Below are 16,072 nucleotides of genomic sequence, written 5' to 3'. Positions count from 1 at the left end.
ACGTAGCGGCCTTCACCGCTCCACGGTGAGCCTCGGCCAGTCGGCCACGTCGGCGCGCAGCGCCCGGTCGTGCGTGGCCAGCACCACCGCCGCCCGCGTCGCGCCGAGCGCCGCGGTCAGCTCGTCGACCAGCGCGATCGACAGGTGGTTGGTCGGCTCGTCGAGCAGCAGCAGGTGCGGGCGCCGGGCCAGCACCAGCGCCAGGTCCAGCCGCCTGCGCCGCCCGGTGGACAGCTCGCGCACCGGCCGGTCCAGTTCCCGGCGGTCGAGCAGGCCGAGCGACTCCAGCTCGACCGTGCCGCCGGCCGCCGCGAAGAGCCGGCGCGCGGTCGTGGCGCCCGGCTCCGGCGACTCCTGCGTGAGGTATCCGATCCGCTGGCTCCCCGCGACGCGCCGGGTGCCGGTGGTCGGCCGCAGCCGGCCCGCGAGCACCGCAAGCAGCGTGGACTTGCCGGCGCCGTTGCGGCCGTCCACGTGCAGCCGCCCGGACGGCCCGACCGTCAGCATGACCGGCCGGCGGAGACGGCCGGCCACCGTCACGCCGTCCAGCGCGGCCGCGGCGTTCCGCGGCAGCTCCGGCAGATTCAGCCGCAGCGGCGGCTCCGGCATGGTGACCGCGTGCGCGGCCAGTTCGTCCTGCCGCCGGTGGAACGTGCGGACCTGGGACGACGCCCGGGTCGCGCGCTTGTGCTTGTCCGTGCCCTTGTCCGGCCGCCAGTTGTCGATCAGGCGGTCGCGCGCGCCGGCCAGGTTCGCCGCCAGCCGGGCGTGCTCCGCGCGCTGCCGCTCGTACTCCTCCTCCCACCGCTCCCGCTCGGCCGCCCGCCCGGCGAGGTATCCGGCATACCCGTCGCCGTAGACGCGCGGCCGGTCGTCCCGGCTCGGGTCCAGGTCGACGATCGAGGTGGCCACCGTGGCCAGCAGCGCCCGGTCGTGGCTGACCAGCACCACGCCGGCCCGGGTGGTGGCCAGCTTCCCGGTCAGGTAGGTCAGCCCCTCGTCGTCGAGATGGTTGGTGGGCTCGTCCAGCAGCAGGAAGTCGTGCTCCGCGCCCAGCAGGCAGGCCAGCCGGACCCGGTACCGCCCGCCCACGGACAGCTCGGCCAGCGGACGTGCCCGCTGGAGTTCCGCGCCGAGCGCGGCCAGCGCCGCGTCCACCCGGTGGTCGGCGTCCCAGGCCTCCAGCGTCTCGGCCCGGTGCAGCGCGTCCGCGTACGCCCGGTCCGCGCCCGGCGCGCCCGCGGCCAGCGCCTCCGCCGCGTCGTCCAGCGCACGCAGCGCCGCCCTGGCATCCGTCAGCTCCGCGTCGATGACGTCGCCCACCGTGGCGTCACCGGCGACGGCCAGTTCCTGTTCCGCCAGCCCGAGCGTGCCGGCGCGGCGCACCGTGCCCGCGTCGGGTTCGAGTCTCCCGGCGAGCACCGCCAGCAGCGTGGACTTGCCACGCCCGTTCTCGCCGACGATCCCCCAGCGCGATCCGGGCGTGACGCTCAGCCCCGCACCGCGCAGCACGGTCACGCCGCCGCGCGCGATATGAATGTCGATGGCGGTCAGCTGCGCACGATCGCGCGCAGCACTGACAATCGAATTGATGAACATTGCTCTCCCAGCACGGAGCGCCGCACCCGCACGACCCGCGGGCGACGCTCGACGAGGCTTATGTGGACGACGATCGACCGGGCGCACCGCGCCTCAGGCCGTCGGCCGTCTCACAGGTAGAGCACGTATGGCATGCGGCTCAGGGTAGCCGGGCCCACGAATCCGCTCGCGGCATTTTCCGCACGGCCGTCACCGGACCTCGCGGTCCGGGCGTGGGGCCAGCGCACCGGTCAGGGTGCGCAGGACGAGGCGCAGGGCGTCGTGGCGGGAGGCGCCGGCGGCGGTGTAGCCCCAGCCGGCGTAGAGCTGGGACCAGATGAGACTCTGCACCCAGCCGGGGGGCAGCTCCGGGTCGATGGTGCCGTCGCGGTGGCCGCGCGTGACGACCTCCTCCAGCCGGGGGTCGCAGGCGTCGGCGCCACCCTCCCAGGTCGGGTCGCCGACCAGTTGCGGGTCCGCGAACAGCAGGGAGAGCAGGTCGCCGAGGTCGAAGTACTCCCGGGCCAGCCGCGCGATCGCGTCGCCGCCGGTGCCCTCGGGGAGGCGGGCCAGCCGCACGGCGCGGTCGATCCGCGCGATGCCCTCGGTGTTCACGGCCGCGAGCAGGTCGGAGCGGTCCGCGAAGTAGCGGTGCAGCGTGGTGCGGCCGACGCCGGCGGCGGTGGCGATCTCGGCGAGCGAGGCGGCCGGGTTCCGGCCGAGCGCCGCGATCGCGGCGTCCAGGATCGCCCGGCGGGTACGCGCACGGCTGCCGCTGTTCGGTACGTCGACGGTCATGACGCTTGAGGATACTCCTTGACCAGAACGGAACATGAGTGTTCCACTCTGATACATGACTGTCTTAATCGGGTATCTGCGCCCGCACCGCCGTACCCTCCTGATCGGTCTGGTCCTGGGTCTGCTCGGAAGCGCGGCCGGGCTCGCCACGCCGCTGGCCGCCAAGGAGATCATCGACTCGCTCGGCGACGGCGGTTTCCCGGGCCGCCCGGTCGCGGTGCTGGTGGGCCTGGTCGTGGTCGGCACCGTGATCTCGTTCCGGCAGTGGATGATGATGGCCACACTGGCCGAGCGGATCGTCTACGAGGCGCGCGTCTCCGTGGTCCGCCGCTACTTCGCGGCCCGGGTCGGCGCGCTCACCGGCCGCCCGACCGGAGAGCTGGTCACCCGCGCCACCTCCGACCCGGCGCTGCTGCACGACGCGGCCGCCAGCGTGGTCAGCCTGGTCACGAACGTGCTCGGCTTCCTGGCCACGCTGGTGCTGATGGCCGTGCTCGACCCGGTGCTGCTGGGCAGCACGCTCCTGGCCGTGCTGCTGGTCGGCGCCGTGATGGTGACGCTGCTGCCGTCGATCGGCCGCGCGCAGGAGGCCGCGCAGGCCTCGATCGGCGAACTGGGCGGCACGCTGGAGGGCAGCATCCGCGCGATCCGGACGGTCAAGGCCAGCCGCGCGGAGGAGCGCCAGTCCGGCCGGATCGTGGCGGCCGCCTCGGAGGCGTTCCGGCACGGCCTGCACGCCGCGCACCAGGCGGCCAAGGTGTGGACCGTCTCCTGGACCGGCATCCAGCTCGCGATCATCGTGATCCTCGGCCTCGGCGCCTGGCGGGTGGAGCTGGGCCTGCTGGAGGTGTCCAGCCTGATCGCGTTCCTGCTGTATCTCTTCCAGCTGATGGGCCCGGCCACCGAGATCACCCAGAACCTGACCACGCTCCAGGCCGGGATGGCCGCCGCGGCCCGGCTGCGCACGATCGACGAGTTGCCCACCGAGGACTTCACCGGCCCGCCGCCGGACTCCGCCCGGCCGGACGCGGTGCTGGAGCTGCGCCGGGTCACCGCCCGGTACGCGCCGGACGGCCCGGACGCCGTGCACGAGATCGACCTGACCATCCCTCGCCTGGGCCACACCGCGGTGGTGGGCCCGTCCGGCGCCGGCAAGACCACGCTGTTCTCGCTGGTCCTGCGCTTCGTCGAGCCCACCTCCGGCACCCTGCTGCTGGACGGCGTGCCCTACGGATCGCACCAGGTCAGGTCGCGCTTCGCGTACGTCGAGCAGGAGACGCCGCTGGTTCCCGGCACCATCCGGGACAACCTGCGTTTCACCCACCCGGACGCCACCGACGAGGAACTGGCCGCCGCGCTGGCCGCGGTCCGGCTCACCGAGCGGGTCGCCGCGCTCCCGCAGGGCCTGGACACGCCGCTCTCCGCCACCGAGCTCTCCGGCGGCGAACGTCAGCGCGTCGCACTGGCCCGCGCCGTCATCCGTACCCCCGAGGTCCTGCTGCTCGACGAGGCCACCGCGCAACTGGACGCGCTCACCGAACAGGCGCTCCAGGAGTGCGTGCGCGCCCAGTCCCGCACCGGCGCGGTCGTCACCATCGCGCACCGCCTCTCCACCGTGCTCGACGCGGACCGGATCGTGGTGCTGGAGGCGGGTCGGGTGCGCGCCCAGGGCACGCACGCGCAGCTGCTGGAGACCGACGACCTCTACCGCCGCCTGGTCGAGGCGCTGCGCATCGCCACCCCGCGTCCGCTCACTCCGGCGCGGTGACCTCGCCGTCCGGGCCGGGCCCGCTGCGCAGGATCTCGCGGGCCTGGTTCGCGGCGCGGGCGATGCCCTCGGAGACGAAGTCGACGAAGCGGGCGATGTTCTCCAGCCGGGCGGCGGCCGGCGTGCCCGCGCCGAGCACGCTCACGCCCTGCCGGGCGATCTCGCCGAGGTGGGCGGTGGACCGGGCGCTGGCCATCGTCGACTGGTAGAGCAGTTCGTCGTCGACCACGTAGCGCTCGCGGCGCCGCTCGTCGCGTTCCCGCCGGATGAGACCCTGCCCGGCGAGCAGCGCGACCGCCTTGGAGACCGACGCCGCGCTGACCCGCAGCCGCGCGGCCAGCTCGGACGCGGTGAGGCTGCCGGTGTCCGCGGTGTAGAGCGCCGCGAGCGTCCGGGCGGTCATCCGGGGCAGCCCCGACTGCATGAAGACCGCGGCGAACGTCTCCTCGTACTCCCGCACGGCCTCGGCGTCGCGCCCGTGCGGCTGCGGCGGCGCGCCGGCCGGTCCGGCCGCGGCCGTCCGCCGGCGCCGGGCGCGCCGCTCGGTGGCGTGATGAGCCAGATCCGCACGGTACGCCGTGGGCCCGCCGTTGCGCATGACCTCCCGGGTGACGGTCGACGTCGGACGGTCGAGGCGCCGGGCGATCTCCGCGTAGGCGAGGCCGTCGGCCAGTCCGAGCGCGATCTGCTGCCGTTCCTGCGGGGTGAGCCTGCCTCCCGGCATCGCCACCTCCTCCTCGCGTCCCGCCGTGAGCCGCCACCATAGCGTTCACTACCCTTCCATTGCAACACCCCCGGTGGGTACGTTGCATTAGCTGCTGCGGCCATTGCAATGATTAATGGCCGCTGAGCTGCTGCTAGTCCCAAACAGCGCAAAGAACGTGTTTCCTTGGATCGAAAAGCAACGTAGCGTTTCCGGTGTCGGAAAGAGCTGATCGAAGGAGCCTCACGATGCACACGTACGCCACCCCCGCGCCCGTCTCCGCCGTCCTGGACATTCCCGCCGGACGGATCAGCCTGATCGCCGCCGACCGCGCCGACACCACCGTCGAGGTCCGGCCGGCGGACGCCGCCCGGGCCCGCGACGTCACGGCCGCGCAGCGCGTCGAGGTCGCCTACGACGACGGCGTCCTGCGGATCGCGGCGCCGAAGCCGGCCGGGCTGCTCGGCGCCACCGGCTCCGTCGAGGTGACGGTGCGGCTGCCCGCCGGCTCCCGGGTCGAGGCGACGACGGCCAGCGCCGAATTCCGCGGCGTGGGCCGGCTCGGCGACGTCGTGTTCGACGGCGCGCACGGCACGGTCACGCTCGACGAGACCGCGGGCGCGCGGCTGTCCGTGCAGGCCGGCGACGTCACGGTCGGCCGGCTCGGCGGGCCCGCGGCGATCACCACCCGGCGGGGTGACCTGCGCGTCGCCGAGGCCGTCACCGGCACCGTCACGCTCCGCACCGAGCACGGCGACATCTCCATCGGCTCCGCCCGCGACGCCTCCCTCGACGCCGGCACCGGCCACGGCCGCGTGCACAACTCGCTCCGCAACACCCGCGGCGCCGGCGCCGCGCTCGCCATCCACGCCACCACCGCGTACGGCGACATCACCGCCCGCGGCCTGTGACCACCCCGACAAGGAGCACCGACATGACCTACCGTGACCGGCCGGACCTGCAGCGGGCCGTCGAGACGTTCGTCGACGCCGGCTTCGCCGGGCTGCACCTGCGCGTCCGCGACGAGCGGGGCGAGTGGGCCGGCAGCGCCGGTGTCCGCGCGCTCGGCGAGCCCGGCCCGCCGCCGATCGACGGCCACTTCTGGGCCGGCAGCGTCGTCAAGACCTTCACCGCCACGGCCGTCCTGCACCTGTGCGCCGAGGGCCTGATCGACCTGGACGCGCCGATCGCCGGCCATCTGCCGACCCTCGACCTGGACGGCCGCATCACCGCGCGGATGCTGCTCCAGCACACCAGCGGCCTGTTCAACTACACCGGCGAGTACTACGCCGACGGCACGTTCGTCCCCGGCATCCCCGCCACCGGCCGCGAGTGGGTGGAGACCCGCCTGCGGTCCTACCGGCCCGAGGAGCTGGTGGCACTGGCACTGTCCAAGCCGGCGCGGTTCGCGCCGGGCACGGACTGGAGCTACTCGAACACCAACTACACCGTGGCCGCGCTGCTGATCGAGCGGCTGACCGGCGACACGTACGGCAACCAGCTGGCCCGCCGCATCCTGCGCCCGCTCGGCCTCCGCGACACCGTCCTGGCCGGCGAGATCACGGACCTGCCCGATCCGTACGCGCACGGCTACTACCGCTACCAGGACGGCGACGACTGGACCGTCACCGACGTGTCCCGCCAGAACCTCTCCATGCTCCCCGCCGCCGGCGGCATGATCTCGACCACCCGGGACCTGCAGACGTTCTTCACCGCCCTGCACCGCGGCGACCTGCTCCCCGCCCAGCTGCTGGCCGAGATGCTCACCCCCACCGGCCCGCTCGGCTACGGCCTCGGCATCTTCGTCCAGGACCTCGGCCACCGCACCGTCCACCACCACAACGGCGGCGCCCCCGGCGGCTACGGCGCCCTCATGTACAGCACCCCCGACGCCACCACGACCATGACCGCCGGCATCACCATGGGCGACGCCCCCATCAACCCGGCAGAGATCTTCCCCACCGCCCTCAACACCCTGATCCGCACCATCTTCGACTGACCCACGGCTCCCCGGCCCGCCTTTCACGCGGCCCGGGGACCCTCGCCGTTGGTGTCTTCTGCGTACCTGGGGGCGGGTCTGCTGGCCGTCGGCGCGCGGGGTCGGTGATACGCCCCCCATGACCAGCAGCACGCCGCCCACCCACCCAGCGCCCGCAACCGCCCCACGCAACGCACCCACCGTCCGCGGGGTTTCACGACGCCCACCACCCAGCGCCCGAAACCGCCCCACGCAACGCACCCACCGTCCGCGGGGTTTCACGACGCCCACCACCCAGCGCCCGCAACCGCCCCACGCAAACGCACCCACCGTCCGCGGGGTTTCCGGGGCTCGGCCCCGGAGCAGAATGCAAAGAGGGGCACCGGTTCACGCTTTCCGTGAACAGGCGCCCCTCGACCCTCGTAGCGGGGACAGGATTTGAACCTGCGACCTCTGGGTTATGAGCCCAGCGAGCTACCGAGCTGCTCCACCCCGCGTCGGCTTCTAGAACACTACCTCAGCGACTCCGCCGCCTGCAAAACGACCCCCGGCGGTGGCCGCCGGGGGTCGTGGAACTGACGGGTCAGCCTTGTGGGCTGGGTGAGGTGGCGGACCGCTGGGCCGCGTCCCACTGCTTCATGGCCTCGTCGAGTTCGGTCAGCGCCTTGCCGTACCGGTCGAAGTTGCCGGACTTCTGCGCCTCCCGCACCTCCGTGATCGCGGCCTGGACGCGCTGGGCGGCCTGGTCGAGCGTGACGTTGCCGGGTGGCGGTGCCCCGGTCACGGTCGGCGTGGGGCTGGCCGGCGCGGTGGGCGTGGCGGAGCCGGACGGTGGCGGTGTGGACGGGGTGCCGCCGGGTTGCTCGGGTGTGGAGGGCGCCGAGGTTTGGCCGCGTCTGGCGCGGTCGACCAGCGTGTTGATGCCCTCGCTGATGTTGTTGGCGAGCACCACGTATTTGCCGTCACCGTAGGAGAGCAGGACGCGCTGCATCAGCGGGTATGCGCTCTCGTCGTTGCTCTGCACGTAGATCGGCTCGACGTAGAGGATGCCGTTGCCGAACGGCAGCGACAGCAGGTTGCCGTAGTCGATCCGGGCCGCGCCGTCCGCGGTGAGCTGGCTGATCGCGGTTCGCGCGTCGCCTTCGGTGGTCATCCGCTGGAAGACCTGTTCCGGGCCGAGCACGGGTGTGGAGTCGGGTAACTCCAGCACCTGCAGCTGCGGGTTGCCCTGTGCGTCGTACCAGCCGGACATGATCGAGGCGAGGTTCTGCCGTTTGGCCGGGCTGAGCGCGGCCGTGAGCTGGAACGTCGTGTCGGTCTGCGTGCCGAGCTGCGTGTTCAGGTAGTACGGCGGCTGCTTGGACGGCGACTCGGACTGGCCGGGCGTGTTCGGCACCGCCCAGAAGTCGTCACCGGTGAAGTAGCCGCCCGGGTCGGTCACGTGGAACCGGGAGAGCAGGTTGCGCTGCACCTTGAACAGGTCGACCGGGTAGCGCAGGTGCTCGGCGAGCGCGGCCGGGATCTCCGACTTCGGCTTGACGAGGTCGCCGCCGAACGCCTGGTTCCACGCCTTGAGCACCGGGTCCTGCGTGTCGAACTCGTAGAGCGTGACCGTGCCGTCGTACGCGTCGACGGTCGCCTTGACCGAGTTGCGCATGTAGTTGACGTCCTGGCCGGCCAGCGCGAACGCGCCGACGCCGGTGGTGGCGTCCTCGGTCTCGGTCTGCAGGTTGATCCGCTGCGAGTACGGGTACGTCGCCGACGTCGTGTAGCCGTCCAGAATCCAGACGATCTTGCCGTCCACCACGGACGGGTACGGGTCGCCGTCGATGGTCAGGAACGGCGCGACCTTCTCCACCCGGGAGCGGGGGTCGCGCACGTACATCAGCCGGGAGTTCTCGTTGACCGCGTCGGAGAGCAGGAAGTTCGTCTCGGCGTTCTTGACCGCGTAGAGCAGTCGGCGGGTGAGCGAGCCGATCGGGATGCCGCCGGACCCGGTGTACGTGTAGTACGTGTCGCTGTTGTTCGCGCCGGGGCGGTCGAACTCGACGGGCCGGCCCTCCGCGCCCGCGCCGACGATCGCGTAGTCGTTGGCCTCGTCGCGGGTCTGCTCGCCGTAGTAGACCCGCGGCTGCTCGACCTTGATCAGCTCCTCGCTGGAGTTGCACTCGGCCTGCTGCTCGGCCTGCGCCGGGTCCGGCTGCGCGTCGTTGAGGAAGCCGGAGACGAAGTACGGCTGGCCGTTGCAGACCACCCGGTTCGCCGGCGCGGCCACCAGCCCGTACCCGTGGGTGTAGACGGTGTGCCGGTTGATCCAGTTGTTCTGCTGGTCGGTCAGCTCGCCGTAGTTGATCTCACGGACGCCGACCACGTAGTCCTGGCTCTTGCCGTCGACCTGGTACCGGTCGATGTCCAGCTTCTGGCCGAAGTCGTAGAAGCCACGGACCTGCTGGAGCTGCGTGTACGTCTCGGAGACGAGCTGCGGGTCGAGGAGCCGGATGTTCGGTACGACGTCCGGGTCGGTGGACAGTTCGGCCGGCGGGGTCAGATTGCTCGCGCCGAACGCCTGCACGTCGCTGGCGGCGATGCCGAACGCGTCCCGGGTGGCGTTGATGCTGTGCCGTATGTACTCGGCCTCCTTGTCCCGGATGCTCGGGTTGACCTCGAAGGTCTGCACCGCCCACGGGTAGATGCCGCCGATCGCGACCGCGGAGATGCCGAGCAGCGCCAGCGAGACGCCGGGCCAGGTGAGGTTCCGCATGACCGCGTTGGAGAACACGATGATCGCGATGGCGACCACCACGGAGATGTACGCCAGGATCTCCTTGGCCGGCAGCAGCGCGTTGATGTCCGCGTACCCCGCGCCGTAGAGGTCCGTGCCGCTGTTGTGGTTGAGCAGCAGCGCGCGCCGGTCCAGCACGTACGCCACTGCCTTGAGCAGCACGAACAGCGCGACCAGCGAGGTCAGGTGGGCGCGGGCGGCGGCGGTCATCCGGTCGCCGATGCCCTGCAGCCGCACGCCGCCGAAGATGTAGTGCACGGCCAGCGCGCCGATCACGGACAGCACCACGGCCGTGAAGGCGACGCCGAGCACGTAGCGGTAGAACGGGTACTCGAAGACGTAGAAGCCGACGTCCACGCCGAACTGCGGGTCCGTCACGCCGAACGGCTGCTTGTTGCGGAACAGCAGCCAGTCCTGCCAGCGGCTCTGCGCGGAGAGCCCGGCGAACAGGCCGACGATGACGGACAGCACCGCGATCCAGGTGCCGACCCGCGGCGTCAGCACCATCCGGTACCGCTCCAGCGTGGCCTGCTCGGCGGACGGTGGCCGCAGCATCGGGCGCAGCCGGAACGCCAGGTACAGGTTGCCGCCGACGATCACGGCCATGGCCGCGCCGACGGACAGGAAGAGCAGCAGCTGGGTGATCAGCTTGCCGGTGAAGACCTGCGTGAACGCGACCTCGTCGAACCACAACCAGTCGGTCCAGGCATCGACGCCCCAGCCGAGCAGGGTGAACAGGACGAACACCCCGATCAGGACGCCGATGGTCGCGCGGCCACGCCGGCTCATCCTCGGTAGGGGACTGTTACGCACTACCACGGTTGGCTCTCCGCCCGCTATAGGTCCTGCGCCAGCCGGTGCCTTCCGGCCGGAGTTGTCTGTAGAACAAGGACAAGACTACGGCCTGTGGTCACAGGAGTCGTCACGCGCCTCGCTCACGTTCTGGTCTCACAAATGCCGGTCTTACAGGAAAAACTCAGCAAAGCTCCGGGGTACGGCCGGCGCGCACGGCTTCCAGCGCGGACAGCGCGTCATCGAGCGTGGCCACTCGGTACATGGGCAGGCCGTCCACCGCGTTCCGCTTGGCCTCCTCGCAGTTGCCCGCGGGGACGAGGAACAGCTCGGCACCGGCCCGCTTCGCGCCGACCAGCTTCTGCGGGATGCCACCGATCTCGCCCACCTTGCCGTCCGCGTCGATCGTGCCCGTACCCGCGACGATCTTTCCGCCCGTCAGATCCTCCGGCTTGAGCTTGTCGATGATGCCCAGCGTGAACATCAGCCCGGCGCTGGGGCCGCCGATCTCGTCGAGCTTGATCTCGAGCTGGAACGGCGGCTTCTCCTCGATCTCCACCCCGATGCGCGGCTGGCCGTCCATCTCCTGCGTGGTGATCTGCACGGCCAGCTTCTGCCCGGCGCGCGTGACGTCGAGCGTGCGCAGCGTCCCGGCCGGCTTCGCCCGGACCAGCTCGGTCAGCCGCGGCGCGGAGTCGACCGTCTCGCCGTCCACCCCGCTGATCACGTCGCCGGCCTGCAGCTTGCCCACGGACGGGCCGTCGTCCGACACCTTCGCCACGGCGACCAGGATCGGCAGCCCGAGCTCGCGCAGCGCGGCCGTCTCCGCGGTGGTCTGCGACGCCTGGAACTCCTCCGCGTTGCGCTGGTCGACCTGCTCCTCGGTCTCGTCCGGCGGGTAGATCAGCTCGCGCGGCACGACCGCCTCGGTGCCGTCGAACCAGCCCAGGATCGCGCTCACCAGGTTCGGCTCGGGCTGCACGCCGACCGTGGTGAGGCGGAGCTGGCCCGCGGAGGTGGAGGTCTCGGTGCCGGAGATCTGGATGACGTCCGCGTCCTTCTCCTTGCCGAGCGTGTCGACGGTCGGGCCGGGCTTGAGGATCACGTACGGGATCGGGGCGTACACGGCGGCCATGGTCAGCACGAATGTGATGAGCGCACCGACGAGAACCGTGAAGCCGCGACGTTTCATGCCGCTGAGCGTACCCACAGCGGGGCGGCTGGTCGTTTCCTGTGTATCCGCTACCGATTCGCTATGAGCGCAAGGCCGGGACCGGCACGAACCGGCTCCGCGCGCGTACCGTTGACACGTGCCTGACATCCCGTTCGGTTTCGCCCTGCCGGGCGCGCAGCCGCCCGACCCCAACGACCCGCAGCAGATGCGGCAGTTCATGGCGCAGCTGCAACAGCTCCTCGCGTCGCCGGGCAGCGGCCCGGTGAACTGGGATCTCGCCAAGCAGGTGGCGCTGAGCCAGCTCGCCGCGAACGGGGACCCGTCCGTCTCGCCGTACGAGCGGAACTCGGTCTCGGAGGCGCTGCGCCTCGCCGACCTCTGGCTGGAGCCCGCCTCCGCGCTGCCCTCCGGCATCCGCTCCTCCGTCGCGTGGAACCGGACGGAGTGGGTGAACCGGACGCTCGACGTCTGGAAGAAGCTGTGCGACCCGGTCGCCGGGCGGATGGTCTCCGCCATGGGCGACCTGGTGCCGGAGGAGGCGCGCGCCCAGCTCGGCCCGATGCAGTCGATGGTCGCCACGCTCGGTGGCGCGCTCTTCGGCGGCCAACTCGGCCAGGCGCTCGGCTCGCTCGCCGCCGAGGTGCTCTCCGCCGGCGACATCGGCCTCCCGCTCGGCCCCGCCGGCATGGCCGCGCTCGTCCCGGCGAACATCGCGCAGTACGGCAAGGGCCTGGAGCTCCCCGAGGACGAGGTCCGGCTGTACGTGGCGCTGCGCGAGGCCGCCCACCAGCGCCTCTTCGAGCACGTCCCGTGGCTGCGCGCGCACGTGCTCGGCGCCGTCGAGTCGTACGCGGCCGGCATCACGGTCAACCGCGAGGCGATCGAGGAGGCGATGGGCCGCATCGACCCGGGCAACCCCGAGTCGATGCAGGTGATGGCGCTGGAGGGCATCTTCAGCCCCGAGGACACGCCGCAGCAGCAGGCCACGCTCAACCGCCTGGAGACCGCGCTCGCGCTGGTCGAGGGCTGGGTCTGCCACGTGGTCGACTCCGCCGTCGCCGACCGCCTGCCCAACGTGGTGCGTCTGGGCGAGGCCTTCCGCCGCCGCCGCGCCGCCGGCGGCCCGGCCGAGCAGACGTTCGCCGCCCTGGTCGGCCTGGAGCTGCGCCCGCGCCGCCTGCGCGAGGCCAACGCACTGTGGGCCGCGCTGACCGAGCACCGCGGCGTCGCCGGCCGCGACTCCGTCTGGAGCCACCCCGACCTGCTCCCCACCGACGACGACTTCGCGCACCCCGAGGTCTTCGCCCGCTCCCAGCTCGACTTCGACATCGCCGAGCTGGACGACCTGCCCCCCGCCTCGGACGACTGAGTCCTCGTCCAGCCGGTTCGTCAGCCGCCGAGGAGGGCCCGGGTCACGTCCCAGCCCTCCACGGCGGGATCGAGCGCGTGCAGGTCGTCCGGCGTGCGCAGCCTTCGCCACTCCGGCGCCGATCCCACGTGCTCCGGCCGCTCCGCCGCCCGGCGCAACGCCCCCGGATCCCCCTCATCAAGATCAAAATCCGGCAGCCACGACGGTACGGGCAGCGCCGCCGCCACCCCGACCAGCCCCGGCCCCCCGTCCGCCCGCGCGACCGCCAGCGGCCTGGTGGTGAGCGGCCGCAGCAACTTCCCCACGGTCAGCCCCGGCAGATTCGGCGCATCCCCCGCCACCAGCGCCGCCTGCTGATACCCGTCCGCCGCCGCCTCCGCGAAGATCTCCCCCGCCCGCAGGCTCCCGACCCGGTAGACCGGCATCCCCGGCCAGCTGATCGCCTCCGCCAGCCCGGCATCCTCCCCCGTCACCGCGATCGCCGCATCCACCTGCGCCAGCCCCCGCAGCAGATCCACCACATCCTCCGCCAGCGCCGCCCGCCACCGTCCGATCTCCACCCCCGGCGGCGCCCACCTCACCGGCACCAACACCGCCACCACCACCCGCCGCGTCATCCCCTCACGCTATCCCGCCCCTCCCCCACACTCCCGCCGACAACCCCCGGCGAAGGCCTTGCCCACCCACCCGACTCCGGTCTCCGGTTGCCTGCGTCCACACCGGCGCAGCACCCCGGCCATCACCACAACCGCGTCCGCCGCTCCCCCGCCCACCGCCGGAAGCCACCTCAACCCGAAGCCGACCACCGGCCCGCAGACGAACAACCGCCACCCACCACACCCGGCGAAGCGCCAACCGCCACAGCCAACTCCGGTCGACGGTTGCGGCCTACACGCCGGGCGGAGCGTCCCGGCCATCACCGCAACCGCGTCCGCTGGCCGCCGCATCGGCGGAGTGTCCCGGCGACCGCGTCCGCTGGCCGCCGCCCGACGTCAGAGGGATCTCAACCGGGGCCAGCCACCGGCCTAGACGGACAGCCCTCACCCGGCGAAGCACCGACCGCCACAGCCAGATCCCGTTGATCATTGCCGACCTCCGCACCCGGCGGGGCGTCCCGGCGACCACCGCAACCGCGTCCGCCGGGCGTCGCCCGACGTCAGAGGCCATCTCGACCCGAGGCAGTCACCGGCCCATACGGTCAATCACCACCCACCACACCGGCGAAGCGCCAACCGCCACAGCCAACTCCGGTCGACGGTTGCCGGCCTTCGCACCGGCGGAGCGTCCCGGCCATCACCGCAACCGCGTCCGCCGGGTGCCGCCCGACGTCAGAGGCCATCTCGACCCGAGGCCAGTCACCGGCCCATACGGTCAATCACCACCCACCACACCGGCGAAGCGCCAACCGCCACAGCCAACTCCGGTCGACGGTTGCCGCCCTTCGCACCGGCGGAGCGTCCCGGCCATCACCGCAACCGCGTCCGCTGGTTGCGGCCGGATATCCGAGGTGATCTCGATCCGGGGGCAGCAGCCGGGTCAGGCGGATGATCGCCGGCACCACATCGGGCGAAGGCGTCGAATCGGTCAGGGCGAGGCGGATGGTTGCCGGGCTTCGCGCCGGTGGAGCGTTTCGGCGATCATCGCGACCGTGTCGGCTGGTCGGCGAAGGACGTCGTCGGCCGTGAAACGGAGCACCAGCCAGCCGGCTGCTTCGAGGGTCCGCTTGCGGGTGATGTCGCGCCGGAAGGTGTCCCGCTCGCGGTGATGATCGCCCTCGTACTCGATGGCGATCCGCAGGTCGGGGTAGGCGAGATCGACGCGGGCCAGCCAGCGGCCGCCGTCCGTCGTGACCTCGACCTGGGCGAACGGCCGCGGCAGCCCGGCATCGGTGATCAGCAGTCGCAGCAGCGTCTCCATCGGCGACTCCGTCAGCGGTTCCGCCTCGGCCAGCCGCTCCAGGAGACGCCGGTTGCCGGGCCACCGGGCACGCCCCCGTGCGAACGCCTCCAGTTTCCCCGCCTCCACCATTCGGTGGTGCAGGAACGCGTCCAGCGCCACGATCGCACGCCGCCGGTCGGACTGCCGCCCGAGATCGAACGCGGTGCGCAGGGGAGTCGTCACCGGCAGGCCCCCGAACTCCGCGACGTCCTCCGCGGGAAGCGTGCGGCACGTGACCGAGAGCCGCGGTCCCGACTCCAGCCTCCGCGATCGCGGCACTGTCACGGTGACCGGCGCGTTCCACCGCGGCGAGGCCGCGCCCCAGAGAAACGCGGCACTGTCTCCACTGATCGCCGCACCCGGCGGCAACAGCAATGCCGCGGCCTCACACCACAACCGATGATCGTCGGGTACGAATGCCGCATCCTCCACATAAACCTGGGGAAAGAGCCGACGCCACGCCGCCGACTGCAACTGCCGCCGCGTTATCAGCCCGCCGGAGACCGCGCGATCGCCACGAAACGGCCTGATCCGGAGCTGCATGGGCACTGAAGCCAATCGAGCCACGCCGACATCCTGCCGCACCCGTATGACACTTCACGTATCCTTTCTCGATCCACCTCACTATGTGAGCCTCAGGCACGTAATTCCGCCCGAATAACGTGCCTGAGGCTCACATAGCTACAGGTTATGATCGAGTTATCAACACCATTCAGGCCATCCACACATCCCGCCAACACCCACGGCCTCGACCCATGCGCAAGGTGGCGCAGGTTCGCAATCCTGCGGATGCACTAATTCCCCTGCCGAACGCAATAACACGAAATTTCGGGCACGGAGTGCCCGCCATGGCGGAGCGGACCCGATGGCGACCGCCGAGACGATCGCCAGAACGGACGCGACGGCAACGGCCGAGGCGATTCCCCATCGTTGGCAATCCCTCGGCATCACCGGCTCCGTTCGCCGCCGGCTTTCCCGCCCACGACAGGCGAGCGCGGACGTCGCCACCGCCGCAGCGCCGAATCCCGATCGCGCCAGGCGCCGCCACCGTTCAGGCAACGCCAGAATCCGGCCGCCCACGGGAAACACCGCATCGCCCGCGCGGAAAGGCGAGGGCTTCGCGGGAAAGACGAGAGCTTCGCGGGAAAGACGAGAGCCTCGCGGGAAAGACGAGAGCCTCGCGGGAAAGACG

Annotated in this window: 11 protein-coding genes and 1 tRNA gene; 4 read left to right on the top strand and 8 right to left on the bottom strand. The window is 71.8% G+C overall.

Features of this window, described 5'->3' with window-relative positions; all coding sequences use genetic code 11:
* Window positions 1-12 precede the first annotated feature (12 nt).
* Together J2S41_RS38395 and J2S41_RS38390 are read right to left on the bottom strand one after the other, a co-directional pair.
* Window positions 13-1,518: an ATP-binding cassette domain-containing protein gene (locus J2S41_RS38395; protein ID WP_310375723.1), complete on the bottom strand. Its 1,506-nt coding sequence runs from the start codon at window positions 1,516-1,518 to the stop codon at window positions 13-15.
* A gap of 270 nt (window positions 1,519-1,788) precedes the next feature.
* Window positions 1,789-2,376 (bottom strand): TetR/AcrR family transcriptional regulator, encoded by a 588-nt coding sequence (locus J2S41_RS38390; protein ID WP_310375721.1) that lies wholly within the window; start codon window positions 2,374-2,376, stop codon window positions 1,789-1,791.
* A 55-nt stretch (window positions 2,377-2,431) separates the two neighbouring features.
* Here J2S41_RS38390 and J2S41_RS38385 point away from each other — a divergent pair, with 55 nt between their 5' ends.
* On the top strand, window positions 2,432-4,144 hold the full coding sequence (locus J2S41_RS38385; protein ID WP_310375719.1) for an ABC transporter ATP-binding protein: 1,713 nt from the start codon (window positions 2,432-2,434) through the stop codon (window positions 4,142-4,144).
* Here the strand turns inward: J2S41_RS38385 and J2S41_RS38380 are convergent.
* On the bottom strand, window positions 4,128-4,868 hold the full coding sequence (locus tag J2S41_RS38380; RefSeq protein ID WP_310375717.1) for a MarR family transcriptional regulator: 741 nt from the start codon (window positions 4,866-4,868) through the stop codon (window positions 4,128-4,130). The genes J2S41_RS38385 and J2S41_RS38380 overlap by 17 nt on opposite strands.
* A gap of 227 nt (window positions 4,869-5,095) precedes the next feature.
* On the opposite strand from J2S41_RS38380, the gene J2S41_RS38375 reads away from it, so the two are divergent.
* Both J2S41_RS38375 and J2S41_RS38370 read left to right on the top strand, forming a co-directional pair.
* Window positions 5,096-5,758, top strand: a complete 663-nt coding sequence (locus J2S41_RS38375; protein ID WP_310375715.1) for a DUF4097 family beta strand repeat-containing protein — start codon at window positions 5,096-5,098, stop codon at window positions 5,756-5,758.
* Window positions 5,759-5,781: 23 nt separating this feature from the next.
* Window positions 5,782-6,846: a serine hydrolase domain-containing protein gene (locus tag J2S41_RS38370; RefSeq protein ID WP_310375714.1), complete on the top strand. Its 1,065-nt coding sequence runs from the start codon at window positions 5,782-5,784 to the stop codon at window positions 6,844-6,846.
* Between the two features lie 402 nt (window positions 6,847-7,248).
* On the opposite strand, the gene J2S41_RS38365 is transcribed toward J2S41_RS38370, so the two are convergent.
* The 3 genes from J2S41_RS38365 to J2S41_RS38355 form a co-directional block, all read right to left on the bottom strand.
* A tRNA-Met gene (locus J2S41_RS38365) sits at window positions 7,249-7,322 on the bottom strand.
* Between the two features lie 86 nt (window positions 7,323-7,408).
* On the bottom strand, window positions 7,409-10,396 hold the full coding sequence (locus tag J2S41_RS38360; RefSeq protein WP_310375712.1) for a UPF0182 family membrane protein: 2,988 nt from the start codon (window positions 10,394-10,396) through the stop codon (window positions 7,409-7,411).
* A 187-nt stretch (window positions 10,397-10,583) separates the two neighbouring features.
* Window positions 10,584-11,591, bottom strand: a complete 1,008-nt coding sequence (locus J2S41_RS38355) for a YlbL family protein (protein ID WP_310375710.1) — start codon at window positions 11,589-11,591, stop codon at window positions 10,584-10,586.
* A 187-nt stretch (window positions 11,592-11,778) separates the two neighbouring features.
* On the opposite strand from J2S41_RS38355, the gene J2S41_RS38350 reads away from it, so the two are divergent.
* Complete coding sequence (locus J2S41_RS38350; RefSeq protein ID WP_510183746.1) at window positions 11,779-12,942, top strand: zinc-dependent metalloprotease; 1,164 nt, start codon at window positions 11,779-11,781, stop codon at window positions 12,940-12,942.
* 20 nt (window positions 12,943-12,962) lie between these two features.
* Here J2S41_RS38350 and J2S41_RS38345 read toward each other — a convergent pair whose 3' ends face one another.
* Both J2S41_RS38345 and J2S41_RS38340 read right to left on the bottom strand, forming a co-directional pair.
* The gene (locus tag J2S41_RS38345; protein ID WP_310375706.1) at window positions 12,963-13,559 is read right to left on the bottom strand and encodes a hypothetical protein; all 597 of its coding nucleotides are present in this window, start codon (window positions 13,557-13,559) and stop codon (window positions 12,963-12,965) included.
* 967 nt (window positions 13,560-14,526) lie between these two features.
* Window positions 14,527-15,465: a type IV toxin-antitoxin system AbiEi family antitoxin gene (locus J2S41_RS38340; protein ID WP_310375704.1), complete on the bottom strand. Its 939-nt coding sequence runs from the start codon at window positions 15,463-15,465 to the stop codon at window positions 14,527-14,529.
* Window positions 15,466-16,072: the final 607 nt, after the last annotated feature.

The organism is Catenuloplanes atrovinosus (assembly GCF_031458235.1).
In the GTDB taxonomy this organism is placed as follows: domain Bacteria; phylum Actinomycetota; class Actinomycetes; order Mycobacteriales; family Micromonosporaceae; genus Catenuloplanes; species Catenuloplanes atrovinosus.
Note: the sequence above shows the minus strand (reverse complement) of the source record. Positions and strands in the feature narration are given on the sequence as shown.